Origin of the sequence: Streptomyces sp. AgN23, from assembly GCF_001598115.1 — a bacterium.
In the GTDB taxonomy this organism is placed as follows: Bacteria; Actinomycetota; Actinomycetes; order Streptomycetales; family Streptomycetaceae; genus Streptomyces; species Streptomyces antimycoticus.
The window spans coordinates 4,379,405-4,398,613 of the sequence record NZ_CP007153.1; the positions used below are offsets into that span (position 1 = coordinate 4,379,405).

Here is a 19,209-nt window from a genome sequence, read left to right on the forward strand (position 1 = left end):
GCGTCCCGCTCACGCTCCGCGCCCCGCCACCCCGCCCTCCCCGCTGTGCAGCATCCTCGCGATCACGTCCTCGATCTCGGGCTCGCGCACCGAGAGGTCCACCAGCGGGTAGCCGTCGGCGACCGCCGCGACGATCGGCGCGGCGCTGCTGGTCGCCGGGAAGGCCAGCCATTGCCGGGGTCCCTCGACCCGCACCGTCCGGGAGCCGGGGATCTCGATGGGCGGCAGCTCCTGCTCCAGGTCGACCACGAGGGTGCGTTCGCTCTCCCCCACCGCGTGCAGCCCGTCGAGCCCGCCGTCGTAGACCAGCCGGCCGTGGTCGATGACCATCACCCGCTTGCACAGCAGCTCGATATCGGTCAGATCGTGGGTGGTGAGCAGCACGGTGGTGCCCTGCTCGGCGTTCACATCGCGCAGGAACTGCCGCACCTTCGCCTTGCTGACCACATCGAGACCGATGGTCGGCTCGTCGAGATAGAGCACCTCGGGGTCGTGCAGCAGGGCGGCCGCGATATCGCCGCGCATCCGCTGGCCGAGCGAGAGCTGACGCACCGGTACGTCCAACAGCTCGCTCAGGTTGAGCAGTTCCACACAGCGGTCCAGGTTCTCCCGGTAGCGGTCGTCGGGGATCCGGTACATCCGCCGCACCAGCGCGTACGAATCGCGCAGCGGCAGATCCCACCACAGGGTGGTCCGCTGCCCGAAGACCACCCCGATCCGGCGCGCGAGCCGCGCCCGCTCCCTGGAGGGGTCGATTCCGGCGACCCGCAGCCGTCCGCCGCTGGGCACCAGGATCCCGGTCAGCATCTTGATCGTGGTGGACTTCCCGGCGCCGTTCGGTCCGATGTAACCCACCATCTCGCCGCGCGGCACCTGGAAGCTGATGCCGTCCACGGCGCGCACCTCGCGGCGCTCACGGCGCATCAGCCCGGCTCTGCGCCGTACCTGGAACACCTTCTCGACCCCGTCGAGCTCGATCAGATCGTCCACGGCCATACTCCCCCTCAACTCCCCGTGCTCTGGTACGCCCGCAGCCCCGCCCGCCAGGCCAGTCCCGCCACCGCACAGCAGCCGCACGCGACCAGCGGCGCCGCGAAGCCGATCCGGGCCGGGAGCCCCAGCGGATCGGGGCGGCCCAGGATGTGCAGCGCCGGCAGCCAGTTGACGAAGGCCAACGGGATGACGAAGGTGACGCCCCGCAGCAGTTCCTTGCCGAAGACCGTCGGCGGGTACTCCAGCAGCGTGGTCCCGCCGAAGGTGAAGGCGTTCTGCACCTCGGAGGCGTCCTTGGCCCAGAACTGGAAGGCGCCGCCGAGGACGAACAGCGCCCCGAAGATGGCACCCCCGCTCAGCAGCATCACCGGCATCAGCAGCGCCCGGTCCACCGTCCAGTCGATGTCCAGCCGGCTCAGCGACCAGCCGAGCAGCACCGCCCCCTGGGTGATCCGGCCCAGCCGGCGCAGCGCGAAGCGGTCGGCGGCGACCTGGGCGAGTATCGGCACCGGCCGCACCAGCAGGGTGTCCATCGTGCCGTCGCGCACCCGCTGCCCCAGCCGCCCCATGGAGCCCAGCGTGAGATCGGCGAGGCCGAAGGCGACGCTGGTGGTGCCGTAGAGGAAGGCCACCTCGTCAAGGGTGAAGCCGCCGAGCTGCCCGATGTGGGTGAACATCAGCGCGATCGCGACGAAGTCCAGTCCGGTCGCGAGGAGGTTCCCCAGCGTCATGATCAGGAACGAGGTGCGGTACGCCATCGTGGAGCGCACCCACATCCCGACGATCAGGACGTAGGCCCGGAGCCCGGACGACACGGCGGATTCAGCCACCCTGGACCACCACCTTCCGGGTCGCCACCGACTGCAGCACCCGCCCCGCCGCCAGCAGCGCCACCATCCACCCCACCTGGAAGGCGAACGCCCCCAGCAGCCCCGCCCCCCGGTGCTCCTCCAGGAAGACATCCGCGGGCACCTGGAGCATCGCCGCCCAGGGCAGCGCACGGGCGATCTCGCCCAGCTGCCCGGGGAAGACGTTGAGCGGCAGGATCATCCCGGAGAAGAACAGGCACAGCAGCCCGCTCAGCATCGACAGCCCCGTCCCGTCGAGCAGCCAGAAGGAGGCCAGCGACACCAGATAGCGCACCGCGAAGCCGACGCACACCGCGAGCGCCACCGACAGCAGGAACCACAGCCAGGTCAACGGCGAGGCGGGCAGGCGGAGTTCGAAGACCAGCGCCCCGATCCCCATCGGCACCACACCGCGCCCCAGCAGCTGGAACAGCGCCCGGCCGAGCTCGGTGGCCAGCCACCACGACTGGAGGTCGACGGGGCGGTAGAGGTCCACCGCGATGTCACCGGAGCGGATGCGGTCCTGCAGCTCCTCCTGAAAGCCGCCGCCCATCAGCGCGACGGCCGCCAGCAGCGCCTGGCCGAGCCAGACGAAGGTCAGCGCCTGGGCGAGGTCGTAGCCGCCGAGGTGCGGCCGCTCGTCCCACAGCGCGGTGTAGGTGTAGGCGAGGATGAAGCCGAAAACGGTATTGGTGAAGACCCCGGCCACGGTGGCGACCCGATACGTCGCGTAGCGTTTGAAGCCGCTGACCGCGACGGCCGCGTACAGCCGCATCCGCCCGCCCCTCCCTCCCCCGACCGCGGCGCCCGGCCGGCGCCAAAATCCGGAGCCTAGTGGGAGGGCCGGAGGGACGGCCAGGCAATATTCACCGGATGGTGTGAGCGGAATCATCCATGTGGCCGGTCACAGACCAGTCACGGGTGCGCGCCACGTCCTCGGCCCGGAACGGATGATGCGACAGTGTTTTATCGGGCGTACGACGCGAATCGCCCGACCGTGCACGATCCTGCCGCCGTGCAACCCTCGACGGCGGCTGAGGAGTCTCTGGAGACATGAGCGACGAGCCCCAGTTGATCGACGGTGGCCCGGCCGGAACGGGTACCCGGTCCGGCATCGACGATGGCAACCACGACACGCCGCACCGCGCGGACGGCCTCCCCGCGGGCAAACCGGCCAAGGGCAGAAAGGGCCGTCCCCAGCGCACCGGATGGCGCCGACTGCTGCCCACCTGGCGCATGGTCCTCGGCGGCTTCCTCCTGATCGTCCTGCTGATCGCGGGCGGGCTCGTCACCGGTTATCTGCTCGTCGACATCCCCCCGGCCAATAGAGCCGCCATCGCCCAGAGCAATGTCTTCCTCTACTCCGACGGCTCCCAGCTGGCCCGCGAGGGCAAGGTCAACCGGGAGAACGTCCAGCTCAGCCAGGTGCCCAAGCGGATCCAGCACGCGGTGCTGGCGGCCGAGGACCGGGACTTCTACGCGGAGTCGGCCATCAACCCCGAGGCGATGGTCCGGGCCGCCTGGAACACCGCCACCGGCAAGGGCAAGCAGTCCGGCTCCACCATCACCCAGCAGTATGTGAAGAACTACTACCTGGACCAGGAGCAGACGGTCACCCGCAAGGCCAAGGAGTTCTTCATCGCGATCAAGCTGGACCGGGAGGTGAGCAAGGACAAGATCCTCGAGGGCTACCTCAACACCAGCTACTTCGGTCGCAACGCCTACGGAATCCAGGCGGCCGCCCAGGCGTACTACGGCAAGGACATCGGCGAGCTCAACACCGCCCAGGGCGCGTATCTGGCGACCCTGCTGAACGCCCCCAGCGCCTACGACATCGTCGCCCATCCCCAGAACAAGGGGCGGGCCACGGCCCGCTGGCGCTACGTCCTGGACGGCATGGTGAAGAAGGGCTGGCTGACCAGGGCCGACCGGCAGAAGATGACCTTCCCGCCGCCTTCCGAGGCCAGGGCCCCCTCCGGCATGTCCGGCCAGCGCGGCTATCTCGTCGAGGCCGTCGAGGACTATCTCACCAGCAACGGGATCATCGACGAGCAGACCCTGGCACGCGGCGGCTACCGCATCACCACCACGATCGACAAGAAGAAGCAGGACGCCTTCGCGGAGGCCGTGCGCGACCGGCTGATGAGCAAGCTCAGCCCGGAGGACCGCAAGGTCGACCGCTATGTCCGCGCGGGCGGCGCCTCGATCGACCCGAAGACCGGGAGGGTGGTCGCGCTCTACGGCGGGATCGACTACACCAAGCAGTTCGTCAACAACGCGACCCGCCGTGACTACCAGGTGGGATCCACGTTCAAGCCATTCGTCTTCACCTCGGCGGTGCGCTACGGGTCCACCACCCAGGACGGTCAGACGATCACCCCGGACACCCTCTACAACGGCGACAACAAGCGCGAGGTCGTCGGCCCGGAGGGGCCCATCGGCTACGCCCCCGCCAACGAGGACGACGTCGACTACGGCGACATCGACGTCACCACGGCCACCGACAACTCCGTGAACTCGGTGTACGCGCAGATGGCTCAGGACGTCGGCCCCTCCAAGGTCAAGCAGACCGCCATCGACCTGGGCGTCCCCAAGGACACCCCCGATCTGCACGCCTCCCCCTCCATCGCGCTCGGCCCCGCCACCGCGAGCGTGCTGGACATGACCGAGGCGTACGCGACCCTCGCCAACCACGGCGAGCACGGCAAGTACAGCCTGGTCGAGGAGGTCACCAAGGACGGTGCGCGGGTCGATCTCCCGGAGCGGGAAAACCGGCAGGCCATCCCGCGCAGCGCCGCCGACACCACCACCTCGATACTGCAGAGTGTGGTCGACGGCGGCACCGGCACCGCCGCCCAGGCCGCCGAGCGCCCGGCGGCGGGCAAGACCGGCACCGCGGAGGAGGACAAGGCCGCCTGGTTCGCGGGCTACACCCCGGATCTGGCGACCGTGGTCGCGGTGATGGGCCAGGACTCCAATACCGGCGTGCAGAAGCCGCTGTACGGGGCGACGGGTCTGGAGCGGATCAACGGCGGCGGCTATCCCGCCGAGATCTGGGCGCAGTACACATCGGGCGCGCTGGACGGCAAGCCACCGGCCGAGTTCGATCTGCGGCTGGAGGACGGGGCGAGCACCCCCGACGGCTCCCAGACCGACCAGCAGCCGCAGGGCTCCCTGCCGCCGGTGGTCACCACTCCCCCGACCGACGCCCCGTCGGACACCTCGGTCCCCACGGCGCCGACCGACAACCCGTCGACGCTGCCCACCACGCCCCCGACCACCCCCACCCCGCCGACGGACATCCCCACCGACGGGCCGACGACCGAGCCGGGCCCGGGCGGGCCGGGTGATCCGGGTGGCGATCCGGGCGGCCCAGGGGGGCCGGTGGGCGGCTGAGACCGCGGACCGCGAACAGCGGAGGGTGGTGACGCATAGCGTCACCACCCTCTGTCATGTCCGATCCCGGCAGGGAAAGTCCCGTATCCCCGCGGGGTAGGTCCCCTGCGCCTACAGGTAGAGCCCCGTGGAGTCCTCCGCGCCCTCCAGCCGCTCCGCGGCCACCGCGTGCAGATCGCGCTCCCGCATCAGGACGTAGGCGACCCCGCGGACCTCGACCTCGGCCCGGTCCTCCGGGTCGTAGAGCACCCGGTCACCGGGCTCCACGGTCCGTACGCTCTGCCCGACCGCGACCACCTCGGCCCAGGCCAGCCGCCTGCCGACCGCCGCGGTGGCGGGGATGACGATGCCGCCGGACGACCGGCGCTCGCCCTCCGGAATGTCGGTGCGGACCAGCACACGGTCGTGCAGCATCCGGATGGGCAGCTTGTCATGGGTCGTGTTCGCACTCACGCCATGACGGTACCTGGCCGGACGGCGCGATGACGCCTCAGGGCCGGTGCCGGCCGCCTTCGCTCAGTGCCGCCGCTTGGAGCACCTCGAGGAGCGGGACGCCTTGGCGGACCGGGAGGACCGCGCCGAGAGCGCGAACAGCCCGACCAGTCCGGCCACGGCGAGCGCGACCGGCACGATCCGCTCCATGCGGGGCTGGCCCTCCTCCGACACCAACTGGCCGCGCACGCCCGCCACCACGCGGTTGGCGGACACATAGGCCCGCCCGGCGGTCCGGTCCACGGCCGACGCCGCCTTCGCCTTCGCATCCCCGATGATCGTCTTCGGGTGCACCCGCACCCCGATCTCGTCGAGCGTCACGGCGAGCTCCTGCCGCCTGCGGGCGATGTCCGCCTCGATCTGCGCAGGGGTCCTGGCATCCGACACCGCGCTGCCTCCGTCAGTCTCGATGATTCGTGATGGACAGTCTGTCAGCTCGCCCTCCTCCCCGCCCCACGGCACCCCCGGACGGGAAGCTGGCTAATGTCGGGTACGTACCCCCGATGCCACGAGGAGCACCAGACCATGAGCGAGCGACTGCAGCCCGGCGACACCGCCCCCGCCTTCACCCTCCCCGACGCGGACGGCAGGGAGGTCTCGCTCGCCGACCACGCCGGCCGCAAGGTGATCGTCTACTTCTACCCCGCCGCGCTCACCCCCGGTTGCACCAAGCAGGCGTGCGACTTCACCGACAACCTCGCCTTCCTGGCCAACCACGGCTACGACGTCATCGGCATCTCGCCGGACAAGCCCGAGAAGCTGGCCACGTTCCGCGACCAGGAGGACCTGAAGGTCACGCTCCTCGCCGACCCCGCCAAGGAGACCCTGGAGGCGTACGGCGCCTTCGGCGAGAAGAAGCTCTACGGCAAGGCGGTCATCGGCGTGATCCGCTCCACCGTCATCGTCGACGAGCAGGGCAAGGTCGAGCGCGCCCTGTACAACGTCAAGGCCACCGGCCACGTAGCCAAGATCATCAAAGACCTGGGGCTGTGACGGACCCGGGGCTGCCGCCCCGGACCCCGTTCACCAGGCAGTACCATGACCGTGCCGAGCGGCCGTGATGGAATTGGCAGTCATGCTGGGTTTAGGTCCCAGTGGGGTAACTCCCGTGAGGGTTCGAGTCCCTCCGGCCGCACGCCGCGCGAACCCAGGCCCGGCCCGCCTATCGCGGGCCGGGCCTGCGGCGTCCTACGGGGCTCACCCCAGCAGTTCGCGGACGATCGGGGCGATGGCGCGGAACGCCTTGCCGCGGTGGCTGATGGCGTTCTTCTCCTCCGGGTCCAGTTCGGCACAGGTGCGGGTCTCACCGTGGGGCTGGAGGATCGGGTCGTAGCCGAACCCCCCGCCGCCCACGGACTCATGACGGAGCGTGCCGGTGAGCCGGCCGGAGACGACGCGCTCGGTGCCGTCGGGGAGGGCGAGGGCGGCAGCGCAGGCGAAGTGGGCGCCGCGGTGTTCGTCGGGGACATCGGAGAGCTGGGCGAGCAGCAGGTCGAGGTTGGCGCGGTCGTCGCCGTGCCGGCCCGACCAGCGGGCCGAGAAGATGCCGGGGGCGCCGCCGAGGACGTCCACACAGAGGCCGGAGTCGTCGGCGATGGCGGGGTGGCCGGTGGCCCGGGCGAGGGCGTGGGCCTTGAGGAGGGCGTTCTCCTCGAAGGTCACGCCGGTCTCCTTGACGTCCGGGACCTCCGGATAGGCGTCGGCGCCGACGAGTTCGGCGTCGAGGCCGGCCTCGCCCAGGATCGAGCGCAGTTCGTTGATCTTGTAGGCGTTGCGGGTCGCGAGGACCAGACGGCGGCGGTGTGGGCGGTGTCCCTCAGTGTGTTGCTGCATAGCTCTCGATTATCGAGGGGAGGTCAGGGCGAGCAGACACCGGTCAGCTCGCCCGCCGCGTCCCTGACCGGAGTCATATCGGGGTGCTTGCCGCTGTCCACCGACTTCTGGACGTTGTCCAGGGCCCTCTGGAGGTCGTCCACGGCCTTGCCGACGTCCGCGATGTCGGTGCGGTCGCCCACCTTGTCGATGTCCTTGTCGAGGGCGTCCAGGATCTTGTCGGCGTCCTGCGGATTGGCCGCGGCGCCGCTCAGAGCGTCCTGGAGGTCGTCCATGTCGTTGGTTATCTCGACCGCGAGCTGGGCGCAGTCGAGGGCCTTCTCCGCCGCGCCGCACCCGACGGTGACCGGCACGATGAGCGCGACGGCGGCGAGTGCGGTGACGGCGGTGGTACGGCGGTGACGGTGGCGCGGCGCCATGGAGTGGGTCCTTCCCCGGGAACGGTGCTGGTACCTGACTAAACGCCGGGCGCCGCGCGACGGTTGCTCGGTGCCCTCGTCACATCTCCTGGGCCAGCGCCGCGCGCTGGATTCCCGCCAGGGTGTCGCAGCCGGCCACGGCGAGGTCCAGCAGCCCGTTCAGCTCCTCGCGGGCGAAGGGCTCGCCCTCCGCCGTGCCCTGCACCTCGACGAAGCGTCCGTCACCGGTACAGACCACGTTCATGTCGGTCTCGGCGCGCACGTCCTCCTCGTAGCAGAGGTCGAGCAGCGGGATGCCGCCGACGATGCCGACGCTGACGGCGGAGACCGTGCCGGTCAGCGGCTGCCGGGTGGCCTTGATGAGCTTCTTGCCCCGGGCCCAGCCGATGGCGTCGGCCAGGGCCACATAGGCGCCGGTGATGGCGGCGGTGCGGGTGCCGCCGTCGGCCTGGAGGACATCGCAGTCCAGGACGATGGTGTTCTCGCCGAGCGCCTTGTAGTCGATCACCGCGCGCAGCGAGCGGCCGATGAGACGGGAGATCTCATGCGTACGGCCGCCGATCTTGCCGCGGACGGACTCGCGGTCGCCCCGGGTGTTGGTGGAGCGCGGCAGCATCGCGTACTCCGCGGTGACCCAGCCCTCGCCGCTGCCCTTGCGCCAGCGCGGCACGCCCTCGGTGACGCTCGCGGTGCACAGGACCCGCGTATCGCCGAAGGAGACGAGGACCGAGCCCTCGGCATGCTTGCTCCATCCGCGCTCGATGGTCACGGGTCGGAGCTGGTCAGGGGTGCGGCCGTCGATACGAGACATGAGATGAGCCTATCGGCATCGCGGAGGCCCCCGGTCCGCGTCCGCGGCGGGACCGTGTTCCGGGGGACGGCGATGGGCTCAGCGGGTCACATCAGGTCCTCGATCTCGGCGGCGACGGGGTCCGCGTCGGTGCCGATGACCACCTGGATCGCGCTGCCCATCTTCACCACGCCATGGGCGCCCGCGGCCTTCAGCAGGGCCTCGTCGACCAGCGAGACGTCCTTGACCTCGGTGCGGAGGCGGGTGATACAGCCCTCGACCTCGACGATGTTGTCGATGCCGCCGAGCCCCTCGACGATCTTCTCAGCCTTGCTGGCCATGTTCGCTCCCTGTCTCGTCCTGCTGTCCACGTCGCAACCAACCAAGAATGGTCTACACCATTATGCGGGGTGGGGGGTCGGCCGCCACATGGAAGGATAGATTCCTTTATCGGACCCCTACGTGTTACGGAGCCCTACGTGCTACAACAGGTCTACACCACATGTGGTTTAGACCATAGCGCGGGCCGCCCCCATCCCCTGAGAGCCCGCCTCACCAGGAGGAACTCGTGACGACGGCCAGCGCCGCCCCCGCGGCGGAGAAGAAGAAGGGCGCCAGCGTGATGGCCGCGCTCCAGCGCATCGGCCGCAGCCTGATGCTGCCGGTGGCGGTGCTGCCCGCCGCCGCCCTCCTGGTGCGCCTCGGCAACACCGACATGCTCGGGCGCCCGGAATTCCCCGCCTTCCTGACGAAGATCGCCTCATTCATGGCCGCCGGCGGTAATGCGATCCTGGACAACATGCCGCTGCTGTTCGCCGTGGGCATCGCGATCGGCTTCGCGAAGAAGTCGGACGGCTCGACCGCGCTCGCCGCGGTCGTCGGCTACTTGGTCTTCAAGAACGTGCTCGGCACCTTCACCGACAAGAGCCTGCCAAAGGTGGCGACTGCCGTCGACGGCAAGGTCGTCATGGTGGACGCCCCGGCCGACGCCAAGGTGCTCGGCGGTGTGGTGATGGGTCTCGCCGTCGCACTGATCTACCAGCGCTTCTACCGCACCAAACTGCCGGACTGGGCGGGCTTCTTCGGCGGCCGTCGACTGGTCCCGATCCTGGCGGCCCTCGCCGGTCTGGTACTCGGCATCGTCTTCGGCTACATCTGGCCGGTCCTCGGTACCGGTCTGCACAACTTCGGTGAGTGGTTGGTGGGTTCGGGCTCCATCGGCGCCGGCATCTTCGGTGTCGCCAACCGCGCGCTGATCCCGATCGGCATGCATCACCTGCTGAACTCGTTCCCCTGGCTACAGGCGGGCGACTACCACGGCAAGAGCGGCGACATCGCGCGCTTCCTGGCCGGCGACCCGACCGCGGGCCAGTTCCTGACCGGCTTCTTCCCGGTCATGATGTTCGGCCTCCCGGCCGCCTGCCTCGCCATCGTGCACTGCGCCCGCCCGGAGCGCCGCAAGGTGGTCGGCGGCATGATGCTCTCGCTCGCGCTGACGTCCTTCGTCACCGGCGTCACCGAGCCGATCGAGTTCACCTTCATGTTCATCGCGCCGGTCCTGTACGCGATACACGCGGTCCTCACCGGTATCTCCATGGCTCTGACCTGGGCGCTGGGCATGCGGGACGGCTTCGGCTTCTCGGCCGGCGTGATCGACTGGGCTCTGAACCTGGGCATCGCGAGCAATCCATGGGGACTGATGCTGGTTGGCCTGTGCTTCGGCGCCGTCTACTACGCGATCTTCCGCTTCGCCATCACCAAGTTCAACCTGCCCACCCCGGGCCGCGAGTCGGACGAAGAGCTGAAAGAAATTCTGCAGGCCGAGGCCAAGTAGGACCTCCCGAAACTCGATCCCGCCGAATTCCCCGGCCGCACCGCGGATCGGGGAATTCGGCGCGCCCGTTCCGCGAATCCCACCGAAAGCCCTCTGTTTGCCAGATGCAATTTCCGGCCCGGAAGATCCAGTGATCATAATCACGGATCCCCTCCTTGATCACGCCGAAATCTTCAGCCTACGGTGTCGACCAGGTCAATCATGGCCTAGGCCAACGACAAACTGGGGAATCTATGAGCCTGCAAGCTCTGCGTGAGCTGAAGTTCGCCGCACTCAGCGACGAGGAGGCGGCCGCCGCCTCCGGCGAGGGCAAGAAGCCGAGTCGCGCCCAGTGCGAGTGGATTTTCGCCCAGATCGGCAATCCTATGGGCTGCAGCTACGGCGACTACTACAAGCTCTGGAAGTCGCTGGGCTGCGACAAGCTGTAGTACGGATACGCGCCCGCCTCGCCCGGAGGCGGGCGCATTCTTTTTCCCGCCAGGAGTTCTTCCGTGAAGTGGCAGAGATACCACACCCATCAGTCGGGGGACACCGACTGCGGCCCGGCGTCTCTGCGCGCCGTGCTCATGCGGCACGGGGTCGTGGTCGACGCGGCACTCCTGCGCGAGTCCACGGGGCTCGGCGAACGCGGCTCCAATCTGCTCCGGCTGCGCGAGGTCCTGCGGGGCTACGGCGTCGACAGCGAACTCCTCCGGCTGGACACCGACCAGTTGCGGCAGGCCGTACGTCTTGCGGGACCGACGATCATCCTGCTGGACGAGGACGGTGACCGGCACTTCGTTGTCGTCCACGAGGCCACCGACAGCGGCCACTTCATCATCGGCGACCCACTGCTCCAGCGTCCGATGCGCGTAGCGCCCGAGGTCCTCGCCGAGGTCTTCCACGGGGAGGCCCTGGTCACCGACAGGCCGATGGCGCGGCTGCCGCTGGGGGCCCGGATCCGCGCCTCCCGTACGCGCGGTCTGGTGTGGCAGGCCGTCCGCGCCCATCGGGGGCGGCTCCTGCTGATCCTGGCGGCGACCGTCGTCGTGGCCCTGGTGGCCTTGCTGAACAGCCTGTTCGTCCAGATGGCCGTGGATCGCGTCATGCGGGACGGCTCGCGGCGGGCACTGGCTGTCATGTCGGCCGAGTTCATCGGGATCGCCCTGGCGGCAGCGGGCGTCCAGTATCTGCGGGGCCGCGCCATCGTGGCCCTGAGCCAGTCGCTCCAACGGCAGTTGTCGGAACGCTATCTGCACAAACTCCTGCGGCTTCCGGCCGGTTACTTCAAAAGCCGCAGAGCCGGTGACCTGGTGAGCCGGATCGACGATGTGCAGGAAATCCAGGGACTCGTCACCGCGGCCTCCGTCAGGGCGGCCATCGACATCTGTGTCGTCCTCTCGGTCGGCGGCTATCTGCTCGTGACCGGGCCCTCACTCTTCCTGTTCCTGATCCCACCCGCCGCGGTCAACGTGCTCAGCTCCGTCCTCCTCTACCCGCACATCAGGAACGCCGCGGCGGAAGCTCTCCAGCGGGACGCCACGCTTAAATCCGAGACACTCAACTCCCTGCGGGGGCATATGGAGTTGACCGGTTACGGCAGGGGCGACTACGCCTTCGGCCGCATGAGCAGGGCGTTGCGGCGCAGAATCGAGTCGGAGACGCGGCTCGGCCGTCTGGAAAACGTCAACTCCGTGATCAAGACGGCCAGTCAGACCGTCTTCACGGTAGTGGCGGCCTGGGCGGGGCTGAGCCGCATGATGTCCGGGGCACTCACCGTCGGCCAGGTCTTCGGATTCCTGACCATGGCCGGCTACTTCCTCGGCGCCATGGACTCCGTCGCGTCCCTCCAGGTGACCGTTCAGCGCACCTCTGCCGCCCTGGGCCGGTACCGGGACGTGGTACTGCAGCGCGACGACGCGCGGCTCTCGCTGCCGGCGGAAGAGGCGGAGACGCCACGGGAGCCGGCCGACCTCTCGATCAGGTCCCTGCGGTTCCGCCATCCCGGCGCCCGGCAGGACACGATCCGCGGGCTCGACCTCGATGTCCCGTACGGCGCGAGCATGCTCCTGCGCGGCGCGAACGGCTCGGGCAAGAGCACGCTCCTCACCCTGCTCGCGGGCGCGCACCCTGGATACGAGGGCAGCATCACCCTCGGTGGCGCCGAGATCAGCCATATCCCATCGGCCGAGTTGCCGCGGCACGTCCTGTACGTCCCGGAGACCCCGGTCCTGCTCACCGCCTCCCTGCGCGAGAATCTGACCCTGGGCGTACCGCACAGCACGGCCGACGTTCTGGATGCCTGCCGCTTCGCCTGTTTCCTGGACGTCGTCGACAGCCTTCCTGAAGGGCTGGACGAGCCGGTGCGGGAGACCGGCGCGGGGTTCTCGCGCGGCCAGATCCAGCGTCTGTCGATCGCCCGCGCCGTCCTGCACGGCCCCCGGATCTACCTCTTCGACGAGACGTTCAGCGGCATCGACCGGAGCACCCTCGCCCGGATCTGGGACGCGCTCCAGACGGTCGAGGGGACGAAGATCATGGTCTCGCATGGGCACGTCGGAGACTGCGCGTTCGCCCTGGAGCACTCCCTCTCCCCCTCGTCCGACCTCTGCCAGGAAAGCCCTCTGCCGCGATGAAGTTCTCGCACCTGCTCGATCTCGTCCACGTGCCCGGGGCCATCCCCGCCTCCCGCCTGGCGTCCGACCTGGCCCTGGTCACCTCCGTGTCGCTGGACCTCGCGGACACCCCGCTGTCCTCCGCCGACCCCGCGGACCTGGCAGCCGGCTACGCCTCGTACCGTCCCCGCCCGGTGACCGCCGTCGTGCTCACCTCCAACGAGGAGGAGCGCATCGCCGGCTGTCTGCGCGCGCTCGCCGACGACGTCGACCACTGTCTACTGGTCGATTCCGGGTCCGTCGACGGCACCGTCGAGCAGGCGCTGCGCGCCCGAGGCGACGCGCGGATCCTGTCCGCGCCCTGGGCCGACGACTTCTCCCGGCAGCGCAATCTCGCCTTCGGCGAGGTCACCGACGGCTGGCTGTGCCATGTGGACGCCGACGAGGTCCTCGCGATGTCGCACGCGGGCCGGCTCCGCCGTGCGCTATCGGTGCTCGACTACCTACTGCCCGACTCCAATTTCGTCGTCTCCCCCGTCATCGCCGACGTGGGCGGCCCCGTGTACACCAATACCCAGCGTGTGCTACGGGCGGACGGCCCGTTCCGATTCCGGGGACGGGTCCACGAGCACCCGTACGACCCCGACGGCCGCGCCCCGGCCCGGGTGCAGGTCGATGCCCGCTTCGACCACTCCGGGTATCTGCCGGAAGTGGTCGACCAGAGGGGCAAGCGCGAGCGGTACGTCAGGCTGGACCGGCTGGCGCGGGCCGAGGAGCCGGACAATCCGAAGTGGGTGTATTACGAGGTCCGAGACGGGCTCGACCACCGGTCGGCGTCCGAGGAGGAGTTGCGCGCGGCGTTCGTGCTGCTGGCCGCGCATGCGGGCGAGACCCTGCCCACCGGTCCGCCCGGCTACCGCTCCGAGCGGATCGTCGACTCCTGGAGTCTGCTGTGCGAGTTGGCCCTCGGGCTCGGCGAGGCCGACGCCCTGCGGAGGTACGCGGCCCTGCTCGGCGAGGCGGGACGGACCGTGGAGGCCACGTACTATCGCACGCTGCTGGAGTCGAGCCGGCTCCTCGGCCGGCTCTCCGCCCTCGTCGACGAGATCGGATCGGTGCAGGGCGCCGAGGAACCGGCCAATCGCCATCTCATGGCCCGTCTGTTCGAACTGCAATCGACGCTGGCCCTCGCCAGCGGCCGCTACGAGACGGTCCTGGCCGCGTACCAGAAGTCGGTCGAGCGAGGCGCCGGTCACCATGTGACCGAGGACTTCGGGATGCTCGCCCGGGTGCTGGCACAGCTCCCGGACGGGGCCGCCTGACCCGGCACGGTGCCCGCCCACGCGGTTCCCGGGACGGACCGTTCCGGGACGGTCCGTTCCGGAAGGGCGGGCTCAGATCTCGTACGTGATCCCCGGGGCGGCCAGCTCCACCGGGCCGCCGAAGACCGCCTGGGCGTCGCGCTGGTTGATCTCGGGGTCCGTCCACGGCGGGATATGGGTGAGCACCAGGGTCCCGGCCCCTGCCCGCAGCGCGTGCTCGCCCGCCTCGCGGCCGTTGAGGTGCAGCCCCGGGATGTCCTCCTTGCCGTGCGTGAAGGCCGCCTCGCACAGGAAGAGGTCCCCGCCCCGGGCCAGGTCCACCAGGGCCTCACAGGGGCCCGTGTCGCCCGAGTAGACCAGCGAGCGCCCGCCGTACTCGATCCGGAAGCCGAACGCCTCCACGGGGTGGCAGACGCGCTCGGCGCGGATGGTGAAGGGGCCGATGTCGAAGCTGCCGGGCGTCAGGGTGCGGAAGTCGAAGACCTCACGCATCGACTTCTCATCGGGCAGGTCGTCGTACGCCTGGACCAGCCGCCGCTCGGTGTCCTCGGGGCCGTAGACGGGGATCGCCTCGGCGCGGCCACCGTCGTGCCGGTAGTAGCGCGCGACGAAGTATCCGCACATGTCGATGAAGTGATCGGGGTGGAGATGGGACAGCAGTACGGCGTCGAGGTCGTAGAGACCGCAGTGGCGCTGCAGCTCGCCAAGGGCGCCATTGCCCATGTCGAGGAGCAGCCGGAAGCCGTCGGCCTCTACGAGGTAGCTCGAGCAGGCCGATTCCGCGGACGGGAACGACCCTGAGCATCCGACGACGGTGAGCTTCATGAAGCAGGAACCTCCTTGAGGGGTCCCCATGCCGAAGGCCATGGGCGGGTGCGGGGGGTCATGCGGTGCCCACGAGCGTAAGGCGCGAAAGCCCAGGCAGCTCCTCCACGGGGCCGCGTTGTGGGCGGAATCACCAGGACGGAGCCGGGTGGCTCCCGGCCATGCCCCCCGCCGGCCGATCGGCCCGATGGACTACGCCCAGAGCTGGCCGTGCAGCGTCGCGATCGCCTCCTCGGTGGTGGCCGCCGTGTAGACACCGGTGGAGAGGTACTTCCAGCCGCCGTCGGCGACGACGAAGACCACATCGGCGCTCTGCCCGGCCTTGACCGCCTTACCGGCGACACCGAGCGCGGCGTGCAGGGCCGCGCCGGTCGACACACCCGCGAAAATGCCTTCCTGGGCGAGGAGTTCCCGGGTGCGGGCCACCGCGTCCTCGGAGCCGACGGAGAAGCGGGTGGTCAGCACGGACTCGTCGTACAGCTCGGGGACGAACCCCTCGTCCAGGTTGCGGAGTCCGTAGACGACGTCGTCGTAGCGCGGTTCGGCCGCGACGATCTGAACGTCCGGCTTGTTCTCGCGCAGGAAGCGGCCCACGCCCATCAGGGTCCCGGTGGTGCCGAGACCCGCGACGAAGTGGGTGAGGGAGGGCAGGTCGGCGAGGATCTCGGGGCCGGTGGTGGCGTAGTGGGCACCGGCGTTGTCCGGGTTTCCGTACTGGTAGAGCATCACCCAGTCCGGGTGCTCCTCCGCCAGCCCCTTGGCCACCCGGACGGCGGTGTTGGAGCCGCCGGCGGCGGGCGAGGAGATGATCTCCGCGCCCCACATGGCGAGCAGCTGGCGCCGCTCCTCGCTGGTGTTCTCCGGCATCACGCAGACGATGCGGTAGCCCTTGAGCTTGGCCGCCATCGCGAGCGAGATGCCGGTGTTGCCGGAGGTGGGCTCGAGGATGGTGCAGCCGGGGGTCAACCGGCCGTCCTTCTCGGCCTGTTCGATCATGTGGAGCGCGGGGCGGTCCTTGATCGAGCCGGTCGGGTTGCGGTCCTCCAGCTTGGCCCAGATCCGTACGTCGGAGGAGGGCGAGAGCCGCGGCAGCCGGACGAGCGGCGTATTGCCGACCGCGGCCAGCGGGCTGTCGTACCGCATCAGAGCATGCCCACCCGTCGCCCGGCCGCCACCCCAGCAGGACGGGGCTCCGCCCCGAGAGCCCCACCTGCGACGGCGGGGAGAATCGTCACGTTGTCGCCGTCCGAGAGCTTGGTGGAGATGCCGTCGAGGAAGCGGACGTCCTCGTCGTTCAGATAGACGTTGACGAAGCGGCGCAGCTCACCGCCGTCGACCAGGCGCTCCTGGATCCCGGCGTGCCGGGTCTCGAGGTCGGTGAAGAGCTCGGCGAGCGTGGTCCCGCTGCCCTCGACCGCCTTCTGGCCGTCGGTGTAGGTGCGGAGGATGGTCGGGATGCGGACCTCGATGGCCATGTCTGGGCTCCTGTCGGAGGGCGGGGTGGGCTCCCGGGCCGGAGCGGCCGGGAGGGCGTCGTCGAAGGGCGTCGGGGCGTCTCGGGCGCGCGCTCAGGCGGCCACGGCGCGGCGCGGACACATCGCGCTGGCGAGCCGGCACAGGTCGACGTGGAGCCGCGCCACGAGCAGCATGCCCGGCGTCTTCTCGCTCACGTCATCGAAAACCATGGACTCATCGTATCGATTCCCGAACCGGACTCCGGTAGGTCATCTCATGATACGGATGGGTAACGACCGCGATACGAGACGCGCAGGCCATTCAGCCGCCCGGAGCGATCTCGACCTCTTCCTCGGTGACCTCGCCGTCCACGATCCGGAAGGACCGGAACTGGACGGGCCCCTCGTCATTGCCGCATTCGGCCGTGGAGACCAGGACGTAGTGGGCACCGGGCTCATTGGCGTAGGAGATATCGGTACGGGAGGGGTATGCCTCGGTGGCGGTGTGCGAGTGGTAGATCACGACCGGCTCCTCGTCCCGGTCGTCCATCTCGCGGTAGAGCTTGAGCAGGTCACCCGAGTCGAACTCGTAGAAGGTGGGCGAGCGGGCCGCATTCAGCATCGGGATGAACCGCTCGGGGCGGCCGCTTCCGGCCGGGCCCGCGATCACGCCACATGCCTCGTCGGGGTGGTCGGCGCGGGCGTGCGCGACGATCTTGTCGTGGAGCGCCTGGGTGATGGTCAGCATGAGCACACAATAGGAAAGAAAAAAGGGGCGGCGCGCAGGGGGCACCTCCCGGACGAAGTCCGGGGGAGCCTCCGTTGAGGGTGGTGGTGGGAGACGGGCGGGCTCCGGACCAGCGTCCGGAGCCCGCCTGCTGAGATACCGCGCCCGAAAGGCGATACGGCTTACTTGTGCGCGAGCTCCGGCTCCGCCGCGCCGGTCTGCCCGAGCGGCTGGGCACCGCCGCGGGCCTTGAGGACGTACCAGCCGATCACCAGGCAGACGGCCCACCCGGCACCGACGTACAGGGAGACCCGGGCGTCCTTGTCGTAGGCGACCAGGCAGGTCACGAACAGCAGGAAGACCACCGCCACCCAGCTGAAGACCGAGCCGCCGGGAGCCGGGAAGGACGAGGCGGGCAACTGGCCGGCGCGGAACGCGCGCCGGTACCGGATGTGGGCGAACAGGATCATCAGCCAGGTGAAGATACCGCAGGCCGTGGACACCGAGGTGACGTAGGTGAACGCCTTCTCGGGGACGACGTAGTTGAGGAGCACGCCGATAGCCATGAAGAGGACCGAGAAGGTGATGCCGATGGCCGGGGACTTGCGGAGGTTGAGCCGGGCGAAGATCCTCGGCCCCTCACCGCTGGTCGCCAGGTCGCGCAGCATCCGGCCGGTGGAGTACATGCCGGAGTTGCAGGACGACAGGGCCGCGGTCAGGACGACGAAGTTGACGATACCGCCGGCGAGCGGGATGCCGATCTTGGAGAAGGCGTGCACGAAGGGGCTCTCACCGGCCGAGAACTCGGTCCACTTGACGACGGCGAGCAGCACCATCAGGGAGCCGACGTAGAAGATGATGATGCGCCATGGCAGCGTGTTGATCGCCTTGGGCAGGGTCTTCTCCGGGTCCTCGGACTCGCTCGCGGTGACGCCGACCAGTTCGACGGCGAGGTAGGCGAACATCACACCCTGGAGGGTCATCAGGCTGTCGCCGATGCCGTTGGGGAAGAACCCGCCGTGGGACCAGAGGTTGGAGGCGGCCGCCGTGTCACCGGCGTCGGAGAAGCCGAGGGTGAGCACGCCCAGACCGATGACGATCATGCCGATGATCGCGGTGACCTTGACCATCGAGAACCAGAACTCGACCTCACCGAAGACCTTCACCGAGATCAGGTTGACGCCGAACAGCACCACCAGGAACACCAGGGCGCTGACCCACTGCGGGATCGAGGGGAACCAGAAGTTGATGTAGATGGCGGCGGCCGTGAGCTCGGCCATGCCGGTCACCACCCACAGCAGCCAGTAGGTCCAGCCGGTCACATAGCCGAAGAACGGGCCCAGGAACTCCCGGATGTATTCCGCGAAGGAGCCCGTGGACCGCCGGTAGAGGAGCAGCTCACCGAGCGCTCTCATGATGAAGAAGACGACCACGCCCGCGAGGGCGTACATCAGGATGATGCTCGGGCCGGCCTTGGCGATGTTCGCCCCGGCACCCATGAACAGGCCGACGCCGATGGCGCCGCCAATAGCGATCATCTGGACCTGGCGACTACCAAGGCCCCGCTCATAGTCCTCTTCAGGAGCCGCTGAGGTCATATTGCTGCGCCTTTCTCCCTGTGGCGGCTGGTCTGGCGATCGTGAAGATTTACCACGACGGCCCCACCGACCGAGCGGGCCACA

The 19,209-nt window shown here is 69.3% G+C and carries 21 protein-coding genes and 1 tRNA gene; 7 read left to right on the forward strand and 15 right to left on the reverse strand.

Annotation, left to right across the window (positions count from 1 at the left end):
* Positions 1-9 precede the first annotated feature (9 nt).
* The 3 genes from AS97_RS18795 to AS97_RS18805 are packed head-to-tail and all read right to left on the reverse strand — an operon-like array spanning position 10 to position 2,616.
* A complete protein-coding gene (locus tag AS97_RS18795) occupies positions 10-996 on the reverse strand; it encodes an ATP-binding cassette domain-containing protein (protein WP_210565318.1) in 987 nt (328 codons plus the stop codon).
* Between the two features lie 8 nt (positions 997-1,004).
* Entirely contained in the window at positions 1,005-1,769 is a 765-nt protein-coding gene (locus AS97_RS18800; RefSeq protein ID WP_236670138.1) for an ABC transporter permease, read from the reverse strand.
* Positions 1,770-1,815: 46 nt separating this feature from the next.
* Positions 1,816-2,616 carry an ABC-2 family transporter protein gene (locus AS97_RS18805; RefSeq protein WP_086710320.1) on the reverse strand — a complete coding sequence of 267 codons (801 nt, stop codon included), beginning with the start codon at positions 2,614-2,616 and terminating at the stop codon, positions 1,816-1,818.
* Positions 2,617-2,894: 278 nt separating this feature from the next.
* On the opposite strand from AS97_RS18805, the gene AS97_RS18810 reads away from it, so the two are divergent.
* Positions 2,895-5,237: a transglycosylase domain-containing protein gene (locus AS97_RS18810; RefSeq protein WP_059144458.1), complete on the forward strand. Its 2,343-nt coding sequence runs from the start codon at positions 2,895-2,897 to the stop codon at positions 5,235-5,237.
* A 111-nt stretch (positions 5,238-5,348) separates the two neighbouring features.
* On the opposite strand, the gene AS97_RS18815 is transcribed toward AS97_RS18810, so the two are convergent.
* Complete coding sequence (locus tag AS97_RS18815; protein WP_052393151.1) at positions 5,349-5,651, reverse strand: co-chaperone GroES; 303 nt, start codon at positions 5,649-5,651, stop codon at positions 5,349-5,351.
* Between the two features lie 102 nt (positions 5,652-5,753).
* On the reverse strand, positions 5,754-6,116 hold the full coding sequence (locus tag AS97_RS18820; RefSeq protein WP_086706507.1) for a DUF3618 domain-containing protein: 363 nt from the start codon (positions 6,114-6,116) through the stop codon (positions 5,754-5,756).
* Between the two features lie 138 nt (positions 6,117-6,254).
* Between AS97_RS18820 and bcp the strand changes: the two genes are divergently transcribed.
* Both bcp and AS97_RS18830 read left to right on the forward strand, forming a co-directional pair.
* Positions 6,255-6,722 (forward strand): thioredoxin-dependent thiol peroxidase, encoded by a 468-nt coding sequence (gene bcp / locus AS97_RS18825; RefSeq protein WP_059144460.1) that lies wholly within the window; start codon positions 6,255-6,257, stop codon positions 6,720-6,722.
* 58 nt (positions 6,723-6,780) lie between these two features.
* Positions 6,781-6,864, forward strand: a tRNA-Leu gene (locus AS97_RS18830).
* Between the two features lie 62 nt (positions 6,865-6,926).
* Here the strand turns inward: AS97_RS18830 and rdgB are convergent.
* The 4 genes from rdgB to AS97_RS18850 form a co-directional block, all read right to left on the reverse strand.
* Positions 6,927-7,562, reverse strand: a complete 636-nt coding sequence (gene rdgB, locus AS97_RS18835) for an RdgB/HAM1 family non-canonical purine NTP pyrophosphatase (RefSeq protein ID WP_059144461.1) — start codon at positions 7,560-7,562, stop codon at positions 6,927-6,929.
* Between the two features lie 23 nt (positions 7,563-7,585).
* Positions 7,586-7,981, reverse strand: a complete 396-nt coding sequence (locus AS97_RS18840; RefSeq protein WP_210565319.1) for a hypothetical protein — start codon at positions 7,979-7,981, stop codon at positions 7,586-7,588.
* 79 nt (positions 7,982-8,060) lie between these two features.
* Positions 8,061-8,792 (reverse strand): ribonuclease PH, encoded by a 732-nt coding sequence (gene rph / locus AS97_RS18845; protein ID WP_059144463.1) that lies wholly within the window; start codon positions 8,790-8,792, stop codon positions 8,061-8,063.
* 86 nt (positions 8,793-8,878) lie between these two features.
* Positions 8,879-9,112, reverse strand: coding sequence for a PTS glucose/sucrose transporter subunit IIB (locus tag AS97_RS18850; RefSeq protein WP_069863737.1), 234 nt, complete (start codon positions 9,110-9,112; stop codon positions 8,879-8,881).
* Positions 9,113-9,339: 227 nt separating this feature from the next.
* Here AS97_RS18850 and AS97_RS18855 point away from each other — a divergent pair, with 227 nt between their 5' ends.
* The 4 genes from AS97_RS18855 (at position 9,340) to AS97_RS18870 (ending at position 14,521) form a co-directional block, all read left to right on the forward strand.
* Positions 9,340-10,605, forward strand: coding sequence for a PTS transporter subunit EIIC (locus tag AS97_RS18855; RefSeq protein WP_210565320.1), 1,266 nt, complete (start codon positions 9,340-9,342; stop codon positions 10,603-10,605).
* A gap of 233 nt (positions 10,606-10,838) precedes the next feature.
* Positions 10,839-11,033: a hypothetical protein gene (locus AS97_RS18860; protein ID WP_069863733.1), complete on the forward strand. Its 195-nt coding sequence runs from the start codon at positions 10,839-10,841 to the stop codon at positions 11,031-11,033.
* A 63-nt stretch (positions 11,034-11,096) separates the two neighbouring features.
* Positions 11,097-13,220 (forward strand): ABC transporter transmembrane domain-containing protein, encoded by a 2,124-nt coding sequence (locus tag AS97_RS18865; RefSeq protein WP_210565321.1) that lies wholly within the window; start codon positions 11,097-11,099, stop codon positions 13,218-13,220.
* Positions 13,217-14,521, forward strand: coding sequence for a glycosyltransferase (locus AS97_RS18870; RefSeq protein WP_210565322.1), 1,305 nt, complete (start codon positions 13,217-13,219; stop codon positions 14,519-14,521). The genes AS97_RS18865 and AS97_RS18870 overlap by 4 nt, the downstream gene beginning before the upstream one ends.
* Before the next feature lie 72 nt (positions 14,522-14,593).
* Here the strand turns inward: AS97_RS18870 and AS97_RS18875 are convergent, their stop codons facing one another.
* From AS97_RS18875 to AS97_RS18895, 6 genes are all read right to left on the reverse strand, one after another.
* Positions 14,594-15,346 carry an MBL fold metallo-hydrolase gene (locus AS97_RS18875; protein ID WP_210565323.1) on the reverse strand — a complete coding sequence of 251 codons (753 nt, stop codon included), beginning with the start codon at positions 15,344-15,346 and terminating at the stop codon, positions 14,594-14,596.
* Between the two features lie 192 nt (positions 15,347-15,538).
* A complete protein-coding gene (locus tag AS97_RS18880; RefSeq protein WP_059144465.1) occupies positions 15,539-16,489 on the reverse strand; it encodes a cysteine synthase in 951 nt (316 codons plus the stop codon).
* Complete coding sequence (locus AS97_RS18885; protein ID WP_210565324.1) at positions 16,489-16,821, reverse strand: MoaD/ThiS family protein; 333 nt, start codon at positions 16,819-16,821, stop codon at positions 16,489-16,491. Before AS97_RS18885 ends, AS97_RS18880 begins: the two co-directional genes overlap by 1 nt.
* Before the next feature lie 93 nt (positions 16,822-16,914).
* The gene (locus AS97_RS49025) at positions 16,915-17,031 is read right to left on the reverse strand and encodes a putative leader peptide (RefSeq protein WP_014061047.1); all 117 of its coding nucleotides are present in this window, start codon (positions 17,029-17,031) and stop codon (positions 16,915-16,917) included.
* A 91-nt stretch (positions 17,032-17,122) separates the two neighbouring features.
* A complete protein-coding gene (locus AS97_RS18890) occupies positions 17,123-17,548 on the reverse strand; it encodes a M67 family metallopeptidase (RefSeq protein WP_210565325.1) in 426 nt (141 codons plus the stop codon).
* A gap of 161 nt (positions 17,549-17,709) precedes the next feature.
* The gene (locus tag AS97_RS18895) at positions 17,710-19,125 is read right to left on the reverse strand and encodes an amino acid permease (protein WP_210565326.1); all 1,416 of its coding nucleotides are present in this window, start codon (positions 19,123-19,125) and stop codon (positions 17,710-17,712) included.
* Between the last annotated feature and the right edge of the window lie 84 nt (positions 19,126-19,209).

Bases quoted from the DNA above. Each gene is read 5' to 3' on its own strand.
- AS97_RS18795 (WP_210565318.1), bottom strand. From the start codon at position 996: ATGGCCGTGGACGATCTGATCGAGCTCGACGGGGTCGAGAAGGTGTTC.
- AS97_RS18800 (WP_236670138.1), bottom strand. From the start codon at position 1,769: ATGTGGGTGCGCTCCACGATGGCGTACCGCACCTCGTTCCTGATCATG.
- AS97_RS18805 (WP_086710320.1), bottom strand. From the start codon at position 2,616: ATGCGGCTGTACGCGGCCGTCGCGGTCAGCGGCTTCAAACGCTACGCG.
- AS97_RS18810 (WP_059144458.1), top strand. From the start codon at position 2,895: ATGAGCGACGAGCCCCAGTTGATCGACGGTGGCCCGGCCGGAACGGGT.
- AS97_RS18815 (WP_052393151.1), bottom strand. From the start codon at position 5,651: ATGCTGCACGACCGTGTGCTGGTCCGCACCGACATTCCGGAGGGCGAG.
- bcp (WP_059144460.1), top strand. From the start codon at position 6,255: ATGAGCGAGCGACTGCAGCCCGGCGACACCGCCCCCGCCTTCACCCTC.
- rdgB (WP_059144461.1), bottom strand. From the start codon at position 7,562: ATGCAGCAACACACTGAGGGACACCGCCCACACCGCCGCCGTCTGGTC.
- AS97_RS18840 (WP_210565319.1), bottom strand. From the start codon at position 7,981: ATGGCGCCGCGCCACCGTCACCGCCGTACCACCGCCGTCACCGCACTC.
- rph (WP_059144463.1), bottom strand. From the start codon at position 8,792: ATGTCTCGTATCGACGGCCGCACCCCTGACCAGCTCCGACCCGTGACC.
- AS97_RS18850 (WP_069863737.1), bottom strand. From the start codon at position 9,112: ATGGCCAGCAAGGCTGAGAAGATCGTCGAGGGGCTCGGCGGCATCGAC.
- AS97_RS18860 (WP_069863733.1), top strand. From the start codon at position 10,839: ATGAGCCTGCAAGCTCTGCGTGAGCTGAAGTTCGCCGCACTCAGCGAC.
- AS97_RS18870 (WP_210565322.1), top strand. From the start codon at position 13,217: ATGAAGTTCTCGCACCTGCTCGATCTCGTCCACGTGCCCGGGGCCATC.
- AS97_RS18875 (WP_210565323.1), bottom strand. From the start codon at position 15,346: ATGAAGCTCACCGTCGTCGGATGCTCAGGGTCGTTCCCGTCCGCGGAA.
- AS97_RS18880 (WP_059144465.1), bottom strand. From the start codon at position 16,489: ATGCGGTACGACAGCCCGCTGGCCGCGGTCGGCAATACGCCGCTCGTC.
- AS97_RS18885 (WP_210565324.1), bottom strand. From the start codon at position 16,821: ATGGCCATCGAGGTCCGCATCCCGACCATCCTCCGCACCTACACCGAC.
- AS97_RS49025 (WP_014061047.1), bottom strand. From the start codon at position 17,031: ATGGTTTTCGATGACGTGAGCGAGAAGACGCCGGGCATGCTGCTCGTG.
- AS97_RS18890 (WP_210565325.1), bottom strand. From the start codon at position 17,548: ATGCTGACCATCACCCAGGCGCTCCACGACAAGATCGTCGCGCACGCC.
- AS97_RS18895 (WP_210565326.1), bottom strand. From the start codon at position 19,125: ATGACCTCAGCGGCTCCTGAAGAGGACTATGAGCGGGGCCTTGGTAGT.